This window comes from Endozoicomonas sp., from assembly GCF_965196975.1.
Classification (GTDB): Bacteria; Pseudomonadota; Gammaproteobacteria; order Pseudomonadales; family Endozoicomonadaceae; genus Endozoicomonas.
Genome location: NZ_OZ239981.1, coordinates 2,257,128 through 2,275,532, shown reverse-complemented (window position 1 = coordinate 2,275,532; position 18,405 = coordinate 2,257,128). Strand labels below are relative to the sequence as shown.

Genomic DNA, 18,405 nt, shown 5'->3' with positions numbered 1-18,405 from the left:
ATAAAATGTTGAATGCTTCACGCTAAGTTAGGCCGAGTATCTATGCTGGCTGGACGATTTGCCATGAGCCATCGGCTTGTAGACAGGCCTGTCCCCAGGCTTCCTCTGTTTTTCCACCAATCGTAACCGACTGCTGAAACTCTCGGCAGACCAGTCCGGAGGTTGAGCTTTTGCCTTCTTTGGTGGCAACAACATAACCATTGGCGTCACCATCGCTCCAGATTATCTTTTCACCTACCGTAGCAGTCGTCGCTTTAACCTGAGCAGCTTCGTGTTCCCGCTGGGCTGCTTCATTGATGTTGTCCAGAATTTTCAGCGTAATGGCCGTGAATGCCAGCCATTTCATTGCATCATGATCATCATGGTAGTGGCCATATCCCGCATAGGGGTGACCGTGTGGGCGAATCACCACAATGTTATTAATAACCCTTCTGCGGGGAACTACAATCGGTTGAACTCTGACTCGGCGGTGATCATCCCAGCGCTCATCCTGGCGGTAGTCCCTACGGTCATCACGCCGATCCACACGATCATCCACTCTTAAGTCAGCCGCCAGAGGCTGAGAAACCAGGCCAAGAGACAATAACACCAATAGTGGTGAGAGCAGCTTTTTCATATCAGTGATTCCTTTTCCTATTCTCAGGCTTCTTTACCCCAGAGCAGCACTGTTGCCTGGGCGCGCCCTTTGCCCTGGGTCTGATACCAGAAGGAGACTTTTTCGATGGCACGGGCTTTACCTGGCAGGTCGATCTGGCGGGTACTGCTGTTTTTGCGAACCAGGCCTTTCATGGCAATTTCACGGGTTTGACCATTTCGGTAATGGATGATGGCTCGCTTGAAGTCCACATCTGCACCACGAACCTTGAACTGAATCTTCCGAAATACCCCTTCGCGGGCTCCCACGAAAATAGTGTCAGCTTCTGTACGGCGACTGACTTGTTTCTCGCCCAGCAGCTCCCAACCAGAAGCCTGTACTGGTTGAATTAAGAGGGTAGTAATGAACATGGCAATCAGGCTGAAAGCGGTAAGATGACCTTTCATGGTTATTTTAACTCCAGTCATTTTTATTAATTATGCGTATTAATATGCAATTTAAAGACGTTTGTTCTAAATCGGTATTGTGGCTTTTACTTATAAAAAGTTATTGAATGACAAAACTGAGGTGCCCAGGGCAATTTTCAATGTTTTCAGCGCATCGTTTTCTGAAGTAACCGCTTTCAGCTGGTCAAGCAGGCGCATCATCGCTCCCTGGGTGGTAGGGTGGGGTGCACGGGACATCAGGTTATCAATAAACATTCTGACGACATTGCGAAAATGGGGGTCACTGTTTAATGCCGTTTCCCAGGATGAAATAAATGACTGACTGCTGGTGAAGTCGAGATTCCGGGCAACGATCGGCATCACCTTGCCCTGGAGGGCGGTAACAAAGTGCATTCTGCTTGGGTAGTAACGCTGCAGGGTTGATTTGCTGATGGTCAGCTCTCTTGCCAGGCGGTCATAAGTGATGGCCTCCCAGCTTTCTGTCATAAATATATTCAGAATAACTGCGTCGTACATTTGTTTACGGCGGGCACGCTCTTCACTACTGATTTTAGCCATAGTCTGTTTCTGAGGGCTCTCTTTCTGGCGATGCGTATAGCTGCTGTATACACATTAGGTTCACTGAAACTGGCGCTCCATACTATTTAGCATACAGCGCTTGTCAACAGGATAATTGCGGGCTTGCTTAATCTATCCCTTTTGTACGTTATTTTGAGTATGTGTATGCATTAATGCAAGTGTTTTATGCTTTCAGTTTGAAGATTGGTTTGATGATATATCTAGGTCAATGAAATGTGTAAGCAATGGTCTTTGGGGTATAAGAACCCTGCCCATGCGCTTTATGTCTATGATTCAGCATTGGAATGATTGTTAGGGGTGACTGATATTCACTCCCAGCTCGCTTTTTTGATGGTTTCAAATAAGTCGTTACACTCGGCTTCCAGTATTCCACCAACGACCTTCGTTTTTCTGAATGGTGTTCTTCTGGCCACTTCCTCCGCACGTATATCAATTTGCTTCCATCCCAGCTGTTTCAAATAAGGGATTGATGTTCCGTAAAAAACGTTTTGAATACCACACCATTCAATAGCACTCTGGCACATAGGGCAGGGCTCTGCAGTGGTGTAAAGCGAAAGGTTCGACCATTCTCTGGAATGATAAACATGTGCGCACTGATTGATCGCATCAATCTCACCATGAAAGATCGGGTTTTCAGCAACCCGGTTAAAGCCGGTCGCGATAACTTCCCCGGAACCTTGTTCCACAATGACAGAGCCAAATGGATATTCAGGCACTTGCCCGGCAACGGAAATGGCCATTTTCATATAATCTTCGTGGCAGTGTCCTTTCAGGTGTTTGTATTTATTTGATTGTATATTTTCTGCTGTAGCTTCAGACGGCCTGGCAAGCATCATGGAAAGTCCAACAAAAGAGAGTAGTGAATCCAGGAAAAATCGACGACGGGTAACATGAAGCGTCGTTTTTTCTTTATTACCCGCTGAAAATGAATCTGAATACTTCACGCTCTACACTGCACATTCAATAAATGGTCAGTGCAGTGTAGAGGCATATAGAAGAAGGGGCATGAAAATATGCAGGTATTGAATCACTGGATCCCAAAATGATGAAAAACAGCCTGACCGGTTTTTACAATTACCTGGTTTCTTTCTTCAAAACTGGCGTTTGTACCTGTCATATAAATACTGATGATCAGAGGCTGCCTTTTATTACTCCAGACAATGGCGGTGATTCCCCGCGAACCATGGCCGCCTGCTCCTGAGCGGTCAGCAATTGACCAGCCCTCTGGAAGCACAGAGCGAAGCAGGTTGTCTGCTACCTGATTGCCCATCATCCACGTTTTCAGCTGGGTCCGGGAAACGTCAGAGAGGGTATTCCCGAAAATCAGCTGGTTAAGGGTGTTTGTTATTGCCAGTGTCGTGGTGGTGTCCCGGTTGTCACCCGGCTGAGCTTCATTCAATTCAGGCTCAATACGGTCAAGACGGGTAGTATTATCCCCTGTAGAACGGAGGAAGTCGGTCAGTTGCTTCGGGCCACCGATGCCGGCCAGTACAAGATTGGCAGCAGTATTGTCGCTGGTGGACATTGTCGCTTCACAGGCCTGGTCCAGGGTGATTGTCTGGCCTGCCTGAGGTTCAGTGACCGGTGAGTAAGTGACCAGAGACTCCCTTTCAATTAGGGATTCAGTGGTCAGTTTCTGTTTTTTCTGATCAACATCTGCGAGCAATTTGGCACAGGCCAGCGTTTTGAACGTACTCATTAATGGAAAACGGGAGTTGCCCTGATAATGCCATAGAGACTGGTCTGAAGTGTCCAGTATGGCGACACCAATTTTGCCCCCATAGCGATTTTCCAGATTGCTGACCAATTCTGATACTGGGTGAGCAAGCGCATAGGGGGATAAGAAGAAAAGGGGAAATGCGATCAGAGAGAAAAAAAACGATCGTTTGGTCATTGGTAAGAGCATTGGTATTTAGTGAGCGCGATCAAGGAGGCTGGATGCTATCATCGAAAAATGACTTCAGGCCAGTTTTTTAGGGATGTAGTGACTGTATGTATTCAAATAAAGTGGTCATTGTGACCGGCGCCAGCCAGGGCATTGGTAATGCCATTGCCAGAGCTTATCTGGAGCAGGGGGCTGCAGTGGTTGGCTTCGATCTGCATAAACCATCAATACCTGGTATGGATTTCTGTTGTGTTGATCTTGGAAAACCGGAAATGATTGAGGCAGCCTTTGACGACATGGTTCGCCAATATGGCACTGCACATATTCTGGTGAATAATGGTGCTATCAGCCAGTTTAATAAACCGGTTGTTGAGCTCAGTGCTGCGGAGTTTTCCAGCGTTATTGATGTTAATCTGAATGGCAGCTTTAACTGTGCGAGAGCGTTTATTAAACGCCATAGAGATGAGAACTATGGTCGTATCATCAATATAGCGTCTACCCGCTGGTGCCAGAATGAACCGGGCTGGGAAGCCTATGGTGCTTCTAAAGGTGGGCTGGTATCACTGACCAATACACTGGCCATGTCACTGGCAGAAACACCGATTACGGTGAATGCAATCAGTCCGGGCTGGATTCAAACGGAAAATTACGATGACCTGACTGAGCAGGATCATCGACAGCATCCGTCAGGGCGTGTGGGTAAGCCACGGGATATTGTCAATACCTGCCTGTTTCTGACTCATGAAGAGAATGACTTTATCAACGGTGCCAATATCGTGGTGGATGGCGGAATGACGAAAAAAATGATTTACCTGTAAATTGTTCAGGCGGTGTTAACTGCACCAATTTCGATTGGAGTTGTTCTCCATAAGCTTTGCCCAAACACTATACTGGGCTCTCCTGAATAATCATGTAATGGTGCAGTGATTATAATCGGTATAGTGCGTTCTATTGCTTTGCCTGTCCTGCTGTTTCTTTCGCTGACGGCTATGTCCGAATCTCTGGATAGAACTGAGTGTGTCGAAAAAAGCAGGAATCAATATGAAGGTGATTTTCATAGCTATGCGTTGTCGTTCCCGGCTAAACATATAGAAAAAGCGCTTAAAGGGATTCCCAGTCAGCATAAGTATCGCAACATAAAACTATGGTCATGTGGCCCGAATTCGATTGCCCGGGCGATGATACTTGTTTCCGGAGAAGTGTTTTTTTCTTCGGAAATGGAGTATGCCCACTTTGCCCAAAGTGTACCCAAAACTCTGGGTGAGTATATGGATCACCGGTTTGATGAGCGACTGGTTATCGACAATCATCTGTTGAGAATGCTTAACTACCCAGTGCGCCTGTTATATATCAGCAATTTTCTGCAGCTACTGATTACCCGACTGTCACTGGAGGTTGGGGCTATGCCTGTCTGGCTGGCTGACTATATGAATGAATATGCTGCTTCTTCTGATCGACCCGGCTTCAATTTTGAGTTTTATTCTTCAACAACCTTTCCTCCAGTCATGGATGAGATTAAGTCACGCCTGTTGATGGGGCATGCAGTCATTCCACTGATGATAATGGGGCCACTAAACTGGCATTACCTGAATATCATTGGCTGGGATGAAAATAGTGAAACCATTCTTATTATGGACACAGACTCCAGAATATATCGCTGGTCTATTAAGGTTCTGAAATGTCTCATGAATACTGGTGCGAACAATCAGTGGGCAGGGTTGGGTGACATTCTCTCTCTGGGGGGGGCTGTTCTGGGAAATCAGATTTCTGAGATTAATTATTACAATGCTATTTTTGTGTCACTGCAGCCCACTTTAGATCAATGAAAGCTGTTATCAGGGATGAAAGATTAAAAAAGCATCATGATTGAGAGTTGCTGAACGGAAAGTGCACTAATGGTTACAAGTATTGACTGTTTTGATCATTGGTTGTCGTTTATTAACGTGTGTGGTTGATTGAAATCAAAACTTATCTCCAGACTCATGCCTAGTATGCGGATTTTGAGGGGTAAGTTAAGATGTCTACTACAAAAGCCGCCCTCCAGCACCTGTTCGATGAGCTTGCTGCCATTGGTCATACCAGCCATGGCATGAATCGCATCGCCTTCACACCACCTGAAAACCAGGCCTTCGAATTTATCAGCCAGATTCTTGATCAGCATGGCATCGCCCATCGCACTGATGGCTTTGGTAACCTTATTGCCCGTATTCACGGAGAAAAAAACAGACCGGCGGTTGCCACTGGCTCCCACCTTGACAGTGTACCTGACGGTGGTTGTTATGACGGTGCAGTGGGTGTGATTGCCGGGCTGTACGCGTTGATCGAGCTGCAAGAGGAAGCACTGAACCATCCTCTTGAATTAATTATTTTCAGAGCAGAAGAGTCCAGCCGTTTTGGCCATAGTTGCATGGCCAGCAAGCTGATGACCGGACAAGCTGACCTGGATAAATGGCGCGAGACGCGGGGGAGTGATGGCAAAAATATCTTTGATGCCCTGAGAGACAACGGACTTGACCCCGATCAGCTGGACCAGGTGAAAATTAACCCGGCGGATTATAAATCCTTCGTAACTATTCAGCACCCTTCATATAAATCTGGAATTTTCTGATTTTTCGACCATCATCTTATACTCAATTTTTCTAACAAATCTCCAGTATGGAACCAGACTTCCCAGCTACTCCGTTTACCGAAGCTCTCCTTAAAGAGAATGAAGAGCTTCGGACCGAGAATGCGCTTTTACGGGAACGTTGCAGCGAACTGGAAGAAAGGGTTAATAAAAACAGTCAAAACAGTAGTAAGCCACCATCGTCAGATGGTTATCAAAAGCCCAGTAAAAAAGGGAGTGATAAAGGTGATACATCTTCCAAAGAAGCCCCCTGCTCCTCACAGGAAACACCGAACCCCAAAAGCCTTAGACCATCTTCAGGCAATAAACCAGGTGGCCAGAAAGGTCATCAAGGCTCTTGTTTGAGACGTGTCGCCTTACCCGATTATGTCAGGCATCTGAAGGTTGAAAAATGTTGCTGTTGCCAGTCTTCGCTTATCGATATTAAACCCACCAAATACATTGAGCGACAGGTTTTTGATCCAGGTAGACCCGGAGAATTTGAAGTTACCGCGTACTGGGCAGACGTTAAAGTATGTCCTTGTGGTAAACGGAACACCGCTGAGTTTCCCCAAGGAGTGAAAGCCGCTGCTCAATACGGAGAAGTGACTCAGGCAATGGCTGTTCATTTAAACCAGTATCACTTCATCCCATATCACCGGGTGTCTGAGTATTTCAATACTATTTATTGCATGAGTGTCAGCGCAGGCTCTGTTGCCAATTTTGTTGCCTATACCCATGAGAACCTGGCCTCTACTGAGCAGAGTATCCGCGATGCTTTACAAGAAAGTCCGGTTGCAGGAGCGGATGAAACTGGCATGCGGGTTGACGGTTCACTGTGGTGGTTACACATTATGCGAGATGACCAATGGACGCTTTACTACCTCTCAGAAAGGCGAGGTTGTGAAGCAATGGATGCAATGGGCATCCTGCTGACTTTTGCAGGCATTCTGGTTCACGATCATTGGAAGTCCTACTTTGCCTATGCGGCAGTGCATGTGCTTTGTAATGCCCATCATCTGAGAGAGCTTCAGGGAGTTGTCGATAGGGATGCGAATAAGCTGGCTCTGCGGCTGATGAAATTGCTTACGCTCTCCTGGCACTTCTGCAAGAAATACAAAGCAGCCGGTCTGACTCAAATGCCTGGTGCAATACAGCTTCGCATTGAGACGATATACGACCAAATCCTTCAAAGGGCTCTCACGAAGGAAACCGCTTATATGGAAAAACAACGACAGGTGCTTGGACGTAAGAAGGTCAGGAATACCAAGGCCTACAACCTGTTCAAAAGGCTTATTGAGTTTAAGGTTGAAACGTTGCGCTTCATGTCGGACTTTTCAATTCCCTTCGATAACAATGGCAGTGAACGTGATGCCAGGATGGCCAAACTTAAGCAGAAGATCTCAGGCTGCTTCAGAAGCGAAGACGGAGGTACCATGTTTACCCGAATCCGAAGCTATTTATCATCTGCTAAAAAGCAGGGGTTGAACATATTTCAGGCGCTTCTTAAAGCGGTTCGAAATTACAACAATACGCCTTTGCTGGGTGCTGAATAGTTACAATCCTTCATAGAGTGTCATATTGAACAGGGCAGGGTGTTACTGGATAACCATTTGAGTTTGGGCGTGGTCTCTGCCATTGCGGCGCCAACTCGGTTTCTGATTGAGATCAACGGTATTGCTGATCATTCGGGTGCCACGCCGATGGGATTGCGTCACGATGCGTTGGTGGCGGCCTCTCAAGTAGTGACCCGGGTGAATACCATTGCTCAGCGTGAGGCTCTGCACGGCACTGTGGGTACCGTTGGCCGGATGGAAGTGTCGCCCAACGCCATGAACGTCATTCCCGGAAAAGTGGTGATGAGTATCGATATCCGCGGAATTGATACGGGCAGTATTCAACGAACCACTCATGACTTACTGACCTTTGTTTCTGAATTGGAAGGCGTTTCGGTCTTCATTACCCGCCTCTCAGAAGAAAAGCCGGTCCATCTGGATAATGACATTGCAGAGTTGCTGAATCAGTCCTGCCTGGAAGAGTCTATCCCAGCCATGCCCATGCAGAGTGGAGCAGGCCATGATGCCATGTATATGGCCAGAGAAATTCCTACTGCCATGCTGTTTGTACCATCGGTAAACGGGGTCAGTCATAACCCGGAAGAGTTCACCCCGTTTGATGATATCTGGAATGCCGCCAGAGTGCTGAAACGCACCATGCGAAAACTGGCTGCCTGAATTTGTAACGTCAACAGGCCCCTAAGAATCTTATATAAATCCAGTTGATAGGAGATTGTTGTGATGACCCTCATGCCGTCGGATTTTGTAAGCGCCAATAAAGAGAAATACACGGCGATCAGACGATTCTTTCACCAGATTCCAGAGCCGGGTTGGGAGGAGTATCTGACCACCTGGCATATTTATCAGCACCTGAAAAAGTTGGATGTTCCCTTCACCTTTACCATTGGTAAAGACCTGCTCAACAGTGACAGTCGTTTGGGCCTTCCCAGTGAACAAGTATTACTGGCTGCTTACCGTCGTCTTGAACAGGCTGAAGCGGATACCGGATTTATTGAAAAAATTGCTGGAGGCCACACAGGTCTGATGGTCACTCTGGAAAGCGGGCGACCCGGGCCAAACTCTCTGTTTCGGTTTGATATTGATGGCCTGCCTGTCAGAGAGGCTGACACCGAGAGGCATATTCCAGTCAAAGCAGGTTTTCAGTCCACCCATCCGGGGTATATGCATGCCTGTGGTCATGATGGTCATATCACTACCGGTCTGGCACTGGCGGAGTTTATTACCCTGAATCAGGATTCGCTCAATGGCCGAATTCAGTTGTTGTTCCAGCCTGCGGAAGAGGGGTGCAGGGGAGCAAAAGCGGTGGCGGATCGAGGCTGGATGAAGGATGTCGACCACTTTGTTTCCGGACATATTGGCATCAGTCAATATCCAGTCGGTACGGTGTCCGCCAGAACCTGCGATATGCTGGCAACCAGCAAGCTGGATATCCGTTTCAGCGGTCGTTCATCTCATGCCGCCAATAATCCCCAGGAAGGTCGTAACGCACTGCTGGCTGCCGCCAACTGTGCACTGGGGTTACACGGCATCAGCCGTCATTCGGATGGAGGCTCCCGGGTCAATGTGGGAACCCTGAATGCTGGCAGTGGCCGCAACATTATTGCAGATAAAGCGGAAATGATGGTGGAGCTTCGTGGTGAGAACGATGAGATCAATGCGTTCATGCTGGATCAGGCCAAAAAGGTGACTGAGGGCAGTGCACTGATGCACGGGGTTGAACACGAACTACTACTGGTGGGGCATGCACTGGCCGCCTCCTGTGACGAGCCGTTAGCAGAACGCATTGAAAACGTACTCAAGAGTAGCCCTGTGGTCACCGACGTGGTTCATCAGTTGCCACTGAAGGCTTCTGAGGATGCTTCGGTGTTGATGGGTGCCGTTCAGAAGAGCGGTGGACAGGCTACTTACCTGATGTTCTGTTCGCCCACCTGCGGTGGACACCATAACCCGGAATTTGATTTTGATGAGTCAGTACTGAGTATCACTATGGATGTGATGGCCCGCTCGCTTCTGGCTCTGAATGGCTCATAGGAGGCTGACAGCCTGATTGGATTCAGGCTGCTATCAACGCGCCTTGGCAGAACAGTATTCAATCCAATATCAATCATAATGAATGGGGGGAAGGCCGTATGTTACCGTTCATCGGCTTGTTGATTCTGTGTGGTACCGTTTATTGCTTAATTAAACGTCTGGAAACCCGAATGGTCTTGTTTGCGTCGGGACTGCTGATGTCTATAGTGGCGCTGCAGCCAATGCTGGCACTGGACAGTTTTGCCGGACGCATGACGTCAGGGGGGCTGATTCAGGCCATTTGTTCCGTAATGGGTTTTGCCTTTGTGATGAAATATACCGGCTGTGATATGCATCTGGTAAAAGCGTTGACTGGTGTACTGAAGAAGGGGGGGGGCCTTCTGATACCGGGAACGACCATGATCACATTTGCCATCAATATTGCTCTCCCGAGCGCTGCAGGTTGTTCTGCTGCGGTAGGGGCAACCATGATTCCGCTGCTGATGGCCGCAGGTATTCACCCAGCCATGGCGGGTGCGGCTGTACTGGCTGGAACCTATGGCAGTATGCTGAGCCCGGGATCGGCCCACAATGCCTTTATCTCCGAGCTCAGTGGCAAGACGGTTATGGAAGTGATTGCCGTTCATGCACCAGCAACGATAGCTGCCGGTATTGCTGGTGCAATCATTCTGACCGCCATCGCCTACTTTAGAAAGGAACACACGGGTCATCTGGTGCAGGCTACCGAAGGCACCATGGAAAACCAGGTTGATAAGGTTAATCCGCTGTATGCCCTGATGCCGGTACTGCCAGTATCCATTTTGATTCTGGGTTCTTCCGTGATGCCTGCGATCAAAATGGGGGTTCCGCAGGCCATGCTGATCGGTGTGGTGCTGTCGTTGCTGCTTACCCGCATGAACCCTCAGGAAGCGACCAAGAAATTCTTCAATGGTATGGGGACAGCTTATGCGGATGTTATTGGTATCATTATCGCGGCCAGCGTATTTGTTGCCGGTATGAAGGCACTGGGGATGGTGGATGTTTTCCTGAACTGGCTGATTAATACACCGAGCCTTGCGAAGTTTGGTTCAACCCTCGGCCCATTTATTCTGGCGATCCTGACTGGCACTGGTGATGCTGCTGCTTTCGCATTTAACGAAGCCGTGACGCCTTTCGCAGAGCAGTTCGGGATGACCATTGCCAATATGGGTACCGCTTCAGCGGTGGCTGGCGCCATTGGTCGAACTGCATCGCCTCTGGCAGGTGCAGCTATTGTCTGTGCCGGTATTGCCGGTGTGAGCCCTCTGGAACTTGCTAAACGAACTATGCCTGCAATGATCGTTGCATTGATTGTATTGATGATGATGCTGTTTTTGTAGTGCTTGATGGTGTGGGCCAGATTACGGAGATTGCACAGAGTAAGGGAGTCTGCCGGTAAGGCAGGCTCCTGGTTCAACAAACTAAGACTGATTTTTGATGATGTTGGCAATATCAGCCGCAGGGCGATAGCCTGGAATGACCTGGCCATTTTCCAGAACCATGGCCGGTGTGCCGTTAATACCCATCTGAACACCCAAATTGTAGTGGTCATTAATGACAGCATTGCAGACTGCTTTATCGCCTTTAATGTCCACACTGATGGGTTTGCCCGTTTTCAGATCCGTCAATGCCTGTTTTCGATCTACTGAACACCAGGCATCGGTCATCTTTCCATGCACGGGTGACTGTTGACCACCGCGAGGGAAGGCAAGGTAGCGTAATTCAATACCTAGCTCATTTAACTGGTCGACCTCACGATGTAATTTGCGGCAGTAGCCACAGTCGACATCCGTGAATGCATAAACAACACCTTTGGTTTCACCTTTCGGTGAAAAGATCACCATATCTTCCTGTTTCAGAGATTTGAGCAGCTTGGCATTTTGCTGGCTTTTAATTTCTTCTGTCAGGTTAACCAGTTTTTTGCCGCGAACTTCCAGCATGTCCCCTTTAATAAAATATTGCCCGTTTTCGCTGCTATAGAGAACAAAACCACCTTTGAGCATGACTTTGTAGACGCCAGGCATAGGACTTTTGGTGACCGACTCAATGGGAATGGTGGCATCCAGTTTTTTAAGCTGATTTTCAATAAGAGCCTCGGGGCTTGGGGTGTCCTTACTTTTGGGCTCTGCATTGACAGCCACTGACCAGCCAGCGCTCGTGGTCATCATGGCAGTTAATAGAAAAGCAGAGAGTTTAGACATACTGATTCCTTAATTGATCCAGAAAGATAAGCCTGACTGCCAGTAGGGCAGTCTATTATCAGACAGCCTTCTGAGTGCAGTACACCAATGGGTAGCCCAGACATCTCAGGGGCTATCGGCAAGCCGTTCTAGCATTGGAGAGAAGCGCTGGATAAAAACAGGAAAGTTTAGCCTTATTTCTCCCTGTTGTATCGCTTGGACACTGTTATCAGGTAAAGAGTTCTAAAAAATAATGGTAACTATTCAGCACCCAGCAAAGGCGTATTGTTGTAATTTCGAACCGCTTTAAGAAGCGCCTGAAATATGTTCAACCCCTGCTTTTTAGCAGATGATAAATAGCTTCGGATTCGGGTAAACATGGTACCTCCGTCTTCGCTTCTGAAGCAGCCTGAGATCTTCTGCTTAAGTTTGGCCATCCTGGCATCACGTTCACTGCCATTGTTATCGAAGGGAATTGAAAAGTCCGACATGAAGCGCAACGTTTCAACCTTAAACTCAATAAGCCTTTTGAACAGGTTGTAGGCCTTGGTATTCCTGACCTTCTTACGTCCAAGCACCTGTCGTTGTTTTTCCATATAAGCGGTTTCCTTCGTGAGAGCCCTTTGAAGGATTTGGTCGTATATCGTCTCAATGCGAAGCTGTATTGCACCAGGCATTTGAGTCAGACCGGCTGCTTTGTATTTCTTGCAGAAGTGCCAGGAGAGCGTAAGCAATTTCATCAGCCGCAGAGCCAGCTTATTCGCATCCCTATCGACAACTCCCTGAAGCTCTCTCAGATGATGGGCATTACAAAGCACATGCACTGCCGCATAGGCAAAGTAGGACTTCCAATGATCGTGAACCAGAATGCCTGCAAAAGTCAGCAGGATGCCCATTGCATCCATTGCTTCACAACCTCGCCTTTCTGAGAGGTAGTAAAGCGTCCATTGGTCATCTCGCATAATGTGTAACCACCACAGTGAACCGTCAACCCGCATGCCAGTTTCATCCGCTCCTGCAACCGGACTTTCTTGTAAAGCATCGCGGATACTCTGCTCAGTAGAGGCCAGGTTCTCATGGGTATAGGCAACAAAATTGGCAACAGAGCCTGCGCTGACACTCATGCAATAAATAGTATTGAAATACTCAGACACCCGGTGATATGGGATGAAGTGATACTGGTTTAAATGAACAGCCATTGCCTGAGTCACTTCTCCGTATTGAGCAGCGGCTTTCACTCCTTGGGGAAACTCAGCGGTGTTCCGTTTACCACAAGGACATACTTTAACGTCTGCCCAGTACGCGGTAACTTCAAATTCTCCGGGTCTACCTGGATCAAAAACCTGTCGCTCAATGTATTTGGTGGGTTTAATATCGATAAGCGAAGACTGGCAACAGCAACATTTTTCAACCTTCAGATGCCTGACATAATCGGGTAAGGCGACACGTCTCAAACAAGAGCCTTGATGACCTTTCTGGCCACCTGGTTTATTGCCTGAAGATGGTCTAAGGCTTTTGGGGTTCGGTGTTTCCTGTGAGGAGCAGGGGGCTTCTTTGGAAGATGTATCACCTTTATCACTCCCTTTTTTACTGGGCTTTTGATAACCATCTGACGATGGTGGCTTACTACTGTTTTGACTGTTTTTATTAACCCTTTCTTCCAGTTCGCTGCAACGTTCCCGTAAAAGCGCATTCTCGGTCCGAAGCTCTTCATTCTCTTTAAGGAGAGCTTCGGTAAACGGAGTAGCTGGGAAGTCTGGTTCCATACTGGAGATTTGTTAGAAAAATTGAGTATAAGATGATGGTCGAAAAATCAGAAAATTCCAGATTTATATGAAGGGTGCTGAATAGTTACAAATAATGTATAGATGGTCAGGTTATCCCCTGGGATGATGCTCACGGTGAAGTTCTGATAACCGGTGATTGGCGATATGGGTATATATCTGGGTGGTGGACAGATCGCTATGGCCAAGCAGCAGTTGGACGACTCGAAGATCTGCACCATGGTTCAGAAGATGAGTGGCAAAAGCGTGTCGAAGAACATGGGGAGAGACTTCCGTATTGATGCCAGCAATCGTATTGTAGTGCTTGATTCGATGCCAGAATGTCTGCCGGGTCATTGGGCGGCCCTGGCGACCAGGAAACAGAGTTCGGCTTTCGTGCTGGTTCAACAGATTACCTCTTGCCTGTTTTATATACTGCTCCAGCCACTCAATGGCGCTCTGACCCATGGGTACCAGTCGCTCTTTTCTGCCTTTGCCGATGATACGGATTACACCCTGTCTTAGATTTATATTATCCATGTTCAGGTTTACCAGCTCTGAGATTCTGAGGCCACAGGCATAAAGGATCTCAAGCATGGCACGATCACGAAGACCAATCGCGGTATTGGTGTCCGGACTACTCAGCAGAGCATCCACATCGTCTTCTGACAACGTTTTTGGCAACGCCTTACCCTGCCTGGGCATTTCAATGTTGGCCGTAATATCAGCAGAGATCTGTTCGGACTGTAGAAGGTAACGGTAAAAGGCTCTCAGGCTGGAGATCTGTCGGGCGGTTGACCTTGGGTGGTAACCCTGCTCATAGCGCCAGCCAAGAAACAGACGAAGATCATCCTCACTGGCTGTGAGTAATCGATTGCCTGTGTGTTGCGTATGCTCCTGCAGCCACTCAGAGAACAGCAGCAAATCTCGCTGGTAAGCTTCACGGGTATTTTTACTGAGGCCTCGTTCAAGCCAGAGGTGTTGTAAAAATTCCTGTGTTTCTGAAGAGGCAGGGGCAGGCATGGCAATTAATCTAATCTAGTACAGTTTGATAATAGTACCAGCATATAGTACTGAACGACTAAAGAGTTAGCCGCGCAGTAATAGATTAATAGCAGTTTTACAATTTAAAGTGGAACTTGGATATATTCGTGTTGACTTTCTGAACAATAACTCATGCTTTGCTGAATATTGAACACTTATAGATTTCAGAGGCAGAAAAAAAACGGTTGCAAGGGTTTATAGGTTGGTTTCTGCCTGTTCTATTAAAAACTTGTTTCATCAAACGTTACATATGTTTTACGAGGGAGCCTGACTCCGGCTCCATTTTCGATGGGCCCAGCTTTAGAAGGTTGCCTGTGTTCAGCTCTCATTCCTTTGGCTCGAAAAGCCGGAGTTGGTTCATTTTTTAAGTGTCTCTCATATTCAGCTCTCATTCCTGCGGTCAGGAACGTTGGAGTAGGTTCAGTTTTAGTGCGTCGTTTATCTTGGGCTCTTATTGCGGCGGTTAGGCGAATTGGAGCAGGTTCACTTTTAGTGGGTGGTTTTATTGGTGCTTCAACGGTTTCGGTGTCAACGGATGTGATAGATGGACATGCAGAAGTCTCGTAGACTTCTGCTTCTGCTTTGATATCGTGCAGAGGAACCCTGACAAGGTTTTCTTCATGAGTCGCTTCCTGAGGAGGGGGAGAAGTTCGGAATCTCCTTAACGTTATTGTATTTAAAAGAGCCTGCCCAATAATTCGGCAGCTTATAGGCCTGTTTTCTTCCGTACTAAGCCTGCGAGATTCAGCTATTAAGAATGTTGCAGCACATAAAGTTACAGCTACACAGCTAACACCAATAAATATGGGAATGGATAGATCAGAATGACTCGATTGTTCTTCAATAGGAAATGCTGTAGTACTATTAACACTCCATAACTCCGTACTATTGTCTGTTTCATTTGCTGGTAGTAATGTCTGTCCAGCCAAGGTGCTATTTGTCATCTCAGTTAGAGCTGTAGTGGTTGTATCGCTGGGAGGTATTTGAGCTGTAACTGAGTCGGAGTAGTTAATGGGTAGTGCAGTAGTGGTTTTCTCGATATTAATGAGTGGTTGATTTGTAGTTCTGATCTCAGGGCATGGCTGCCTTTTTTTAACTATAGAGCCATCAGGGCATTTATGTAATCCCTTTTCTTTATAATCTGAATCAGAGCAACTGGATTCATCAGAGTTATCTCGGCAGTTTTGTTTACCGTTGCAATATTTATCTATAGAAATAACTTTCTTATTTTTCTCACATTTGAACATTCCTGCTTTTTTATAATCGTCACCTGTGCAGGCAGTTTCGTCTGTTTTATCCGTGCAGTCTTCTTGGCCATCGCAGCGTTTTGATAGATCAATGATGTTGGTATTGTTGTCAGATTGATCACATACAAAGTGTTCTCCTGCAGCATAGTCGATTTGTTGATATAAAGTTAGCGCTGATAGAATTGCAGCCTTTCCTCCAGGTACTGCCAAATCAAAATCAGGTGAGGTTAATGCCTGTTGCACAACATAATTTACCAGACTTTTTGTTCCTTCCTGTACAAGCTGAATTCCGCGGCTTCCCACATGGTTACATACTGAATGAAGTTTTGATAAACCACTGTTAAAAATACTGGGTGTTGGATGACTATTTGAAATGCTTCGATTAAGGCTATTGACGGTGATATGTGGATCATTATTTATAGTTGGGTAAGGTGTGGTGTTTGAAAACACCGGGCTTAATGCTTCCATGGAGTATGCTCTCAGATTATTGGTTTTTGGTTTGATTGTTTTTTAAAGTCAACTTAACTGTTGCAATATATATGACGATTTTATGAGTCCATTGGATGCTTCTCTTATGTTTTTTATCATGCTGTATTGTATTTATAGATTTTTTTATTTATATCTAAAATGCTTTTTTTATTCTCATTGTTTTCATTTATTCAAAAGCCTCTTAAAGAAATCTGTTAAATTTAATGCTGGTTGGTTACTGAGCAGGAAGGCAGTGTAGAAGATTTACTGTTGAAGGATAAATGAATACGTCATTGTAAGGTTGTCTTTTTATATCCCAATGAAATGTGATTGAATATGATTTTTACAGATCAAAATTATTGATTGGTTTTCATGTGAGTTTTTCAGTGGAAATAGTGTGATGATTGGGTGCTCTCTCTGAATGATTGAAACAATAGTGCTCTATTTTCACAGCTACTATGGGAACACCACTCATAATAGTTAACTGTCATGCCCGCTTCTGTTATTTCCAGCTCTACCAAAAGCATCGTTTTGCAAATTGAAGTTTCTATAGATTCAGGCAACATGCTGAATCTTGAAGATAGTTTACAGCGTGCACTCAATGAAGCCGGGCAGCTTGGAACAAAAGAGTTATTGGGGCTATTTGAATCACCCAATAAAGAACCTATCGTCGTTAATCAGCAGAAGTGGAACTACAAAGGAAAGGTTCTTAAGCACTATGAAACCTTATACGGTCGTATACCTTTGGAGCGCTCCGTATATCAGGGTGTCAGAGGTGGCAGTACTCTGGCAGCACTTGATCTTCGTGCCGGTATTATTGGTTCAGCTACCCCCAAATTTGCCAAGTCTATCGCCTGGAAATACAGCCAGATGCCAGCGCCTGCGGTAAAAGAAGATTTTGAGACCAACCATCAAAGGACGCTTTCAAATTCTTATATCAAGCATTTATCGGACAGAGTAGGTGCATTAATTGAAGACCAGCAAGACACTCACTACCACCTTCCTCCACTAAAAGAGCCTGTTGAAACAATAGCCATTGGTCTGGATGGAACCTGCATGCTGCTTTGTGAAGAAGGCTGGAGGGAAGCCATGTGTGGGACATTGAGCCTATATTCTGCAGATGGAGACAGGCTCCACACGATATATACAGCCAGTTCGCCAGAGTATGGTAAACAAAGCTTTATGAGCAAGCTCGACGAGGAGATTGCAGATCTAAAACGACTCTACCCAAATGCCACATACATCGGGGTAGCTGACGGGGCTAGAGAAAACTGGAGTTATTTGAAACAACATACCTCTGGGCAGATACTCGATTTTTATCATGCATCTGAATATTTAGCTGGAGCAGCGGAAGCACTGTTTCCAACCAGTAAGGCGAAGCGACACCAGTGGCTTGAAGACAGGCTACATAGTTTGAAAAACAAGCGTGGAGCAGCCAAAAAAATCCTTCAGGAAATTGAATCAGCCGAGCTCCCGAAAAAGACAATCGCACTGACAGAGAAGCGCTACAAAGCTGTGAGCTATTTTACAAACAATCACCAGTTAATGAATTATCATCAGGCGCTTAAACGCCATTGGCCAATAGGTTCAGGAGTTACTGAAGCGGCTTGTAAGACTCTGGTAAAGCAACGATTATGTGGTTCTGGAATGAGGTGGAAAGCAACAGGAGCGGAAGTGCTTTTGACAACAAGAGCACTGATCCAGAGTAAGGGGCGCTGGGAACAACTTTGGTCTGAGTTCATGACTGGAAAGGTTGAAGCTAACCTATGAGTCAGTTATCAAATTGAGAGAGCACCCTGATGATTTATCTGACAAAGCTGGTTTCTCTGTGAACTTTTATTAAAACACCAAACATTAAATTTCCAAGCCAGCTGTAAATTTATTGGTCTAATCAATTTTTAGTAGAGATATAAATGTAAAAAAAATAATAAAATTGGTTGGGTGTATTTTTGATATAAAAATACCGG

17 protein-coding genes are annotated in these 18,405 nt (G+C 46.3%); 8 read left to right on the top strand and 9 right to left on the bottom strand.

Going from position 1 to position 18,405, the window contains the following annotated elements:
* Positions 1-40 precede the first annotated feature (40 nt).
* From ACOCLE_RS10160 to bla, 5 genes are all read right to left on the bottom strand, one after another.
* Positions 41-616, bottom strand: a complete 576-nt coding sequence (locus ACOCLE_RS10160; protein ID WP_419536598.1) for a hypothetical protein — start codon at positions 614-616, stop codon at positions 41-43.
* A gap of 23 nt (positions 617-639) precedes the next feature.
* Positions 640-1,041 carry a hypothetical protein gene (locus tag ACOCLE_RS10155; protein WP_419536597.1) on the bottom strand — a complete coding sequence of 134 codons (402 nt, stop codon included), beginning with the start codon at positions 1,039-1,041 and terminating at the stop codon, positions 640-642.
* Between the two features lie 90 nt (positions 1,042-1,131).
* Entirely contained in the window at positions 1,132-1,599 is a 468-nt protein-coding gene (locus ACOCLE_RS10150) for a hypothetical protein (protein ID WP_419536596.1), read from the bottom strand.
* Between the two features lie 329 nt (positions 1,600-1,928).
* On the bottom strand, positions 1,929-2,564 hold the full coding sequence (locus ACOCLE_RS10145) for a nucleoside deaminase (protein ID WP_419536595.1): 636 nt from the start codon (positions 2,562-2,564) through the stop codon (positions 1,929-1,931).
* Positions 2,565-2,647: 83 nt separating this feature from the next.
* Entirely contained in the window at positions 2,648-3,514 is an 867-nt protein-coding gene (bla, locus tag ACOCLE_RS10140) for a class A beta-lactamase (protein ID WP_419536594.1), read from the bottom strand.
* A gap of 98 nt (positions 3,515-3,612) precedes the next feature.
* Between bla and ACOCLE_RS10135 the strand changes: the two genes are divergently transcribed.
* From ACOCLE_RS10135 to dcuC, 7 genes are all read left to right on the top strand, one after another.
* Positions 3,613-4,323 (top strand): SDR family NAD(P)-dependent oxidoreductase, encoded by a 711-nt coding sequence (locus tag ACOCLE_RS10135; RefSeq protein ID WP_419536593.1) that lies wholly within the window; start codon positions 3,613-3,615, stop codon positions 4,321-4,323.
* 381 nt (positions 4,324-4,704) lie between these two features.
* Positions 4,705-5,331, top strand: coding sequence for a hypothetical protein (locus tag ACOCLE_RS10130; protein ID WP_419536592.1), 627 nt, complete (start codon positions 4,705-4,707; stop codon positions 5,329-5,331).
* Between the two features lie 191 nt (positions 5,332-5,522).
* The gene (locus tag ACOCLE_RS10125) at positions 5,523-6,113 is read left to right on the top strand and encodes a M20/M25/M40 family metallo-hydrolase (protein WP_419536591.1); all 591 of its coding nucleotides are present in this window, start codon (positions 5,523-5,525) and stop codon (positions 6,111-6,113) included.
* A gap of 47 nt (positions 6,114-6,160) precedes the next feature.
* The gene (gene tnpC / locus ACOCLE_RS10120; RefSeq protein ID WP_419532963.1) at positions 6,161-7,666 is read left to right on the top strand and encodes an IS66 family transposase; all 1,506 of its coding nucleotides are present in this window, start codon (positions 6,161-6,163) and stop codon (positions 7,664-7,666) included.
* A 57-nt stretch (positions 7,667-7,723) separates the two neighbouring features.
* Complete coding sequence (locus ACOCLE_RS10115) at positions 7,724-8,344, top strand: M20/M25/M40 family metallo-hydrolase (protein ID WP_419536590.1); 621 nt, start codon at positions 7,724-7,726, stop codon at positions 8,342-8,344.
* A 63-nt stretch (positions 8,345-8,407) separates the two neighbouring features.
* Positions 8,408-9,718 carry an amidohydrolase gene (locus ACOCLE_RS10110; protein WP_419537193.1) on the top strand — a complete coding sequence of 437 codons (1,311 nt, stop codon included), beginning with the start codon at positions 8,408-8,410 and terminating at the stop codon, positions 9,716-9,718.
* A gap of 98 nt (positions 9,719-9,816) precedes the next feature.
* A complete protein-coding gene (gene dcuC, locus ACOCLE_RS10105; protein WP_419536589.1) occupies positions 9,817-11,076 on the top strand; it encodes a C4-dicarboxylate transporter DcuC in 1,260 nt (419 codons plus the stop codon).
* 81 nt (positions 11,077-11,157) lie between these two features.
* Here dcuC and ACOCLE_RS10100 read toward each other — a convergent pair whose 3' ends face one another.
* The 4 genes from ACOCLE_RS10100 to ACOCLE_RS10085 form a co-directional block, all read right to left on the bottom strand.
* The gene (locus ACOCLE_RS10100; protein WP_419536588.1) at positions 11,158-11,937 is read right to left on the bottom strand and encodes a DsbC family protein; all 780 of its coding nucleotides are present in this window, start codon (positions 11,935-11,937) and stop codon (positions 11,158-11,160) included.
* Between the two features lie 239 nt (positions 11,938-12,176).
* The gene (gene tnpC / locus ACOCLE_RS10095; RefSeq protein WP_419532963.1) at positions 12,177-13,682 is read right to left on the bottom strand and encodes an IS66 family transposase; all 1,506 of its coding nucleotides are present in this window, start codon (positions 13,680-13,682) and stop codon (positions 12,177-12,179) included.
* Between the two features lie 111 nt (positions 13,683-13,793).
* Positions 13,794-14,702, bottom strand: coding sequence for a site-specific tyrosine recombinase XerD (gene xerD, locus ACOCLE_RS10090; protein WP_419536587.1), 909 nt, complete (start codon positions 14,700-14,702; stop codon positions 13,794-13,796).
* 242 nt (positions 14,703-14,944) lie between these two features.
* Positions 14,945-16,438, bottom strand: coding sequence for an LDL receptor domain-containing protein (locus ACOCLE_RS10085; protein ID WP_419536586.1), 1,494 nt, complete (start codon positions 16,436-16,438; stop codon positions 14,945-14,947).
* A 489-nt stretch (positions 16,439-16,927) separates the two neighbouring features.
* Here ACOCLE_RS10085 and ACOCLE_RS10080 point away from each other — a divergent pair, with 489 nt between their 5' ends.
* Complete coding sequence (locus ACOCLE_RS10080) at positions 16,928-18,208, top strand: ISKra4 family transposase (protein WP_419532972.1); 1,281 nt, start codon at positions 16,928-16,930, stop codon at positions 18,206-18,208.
* The last annotated feature ends 197 nt before the right edge of the window (positions 18,209-18,405 follow it).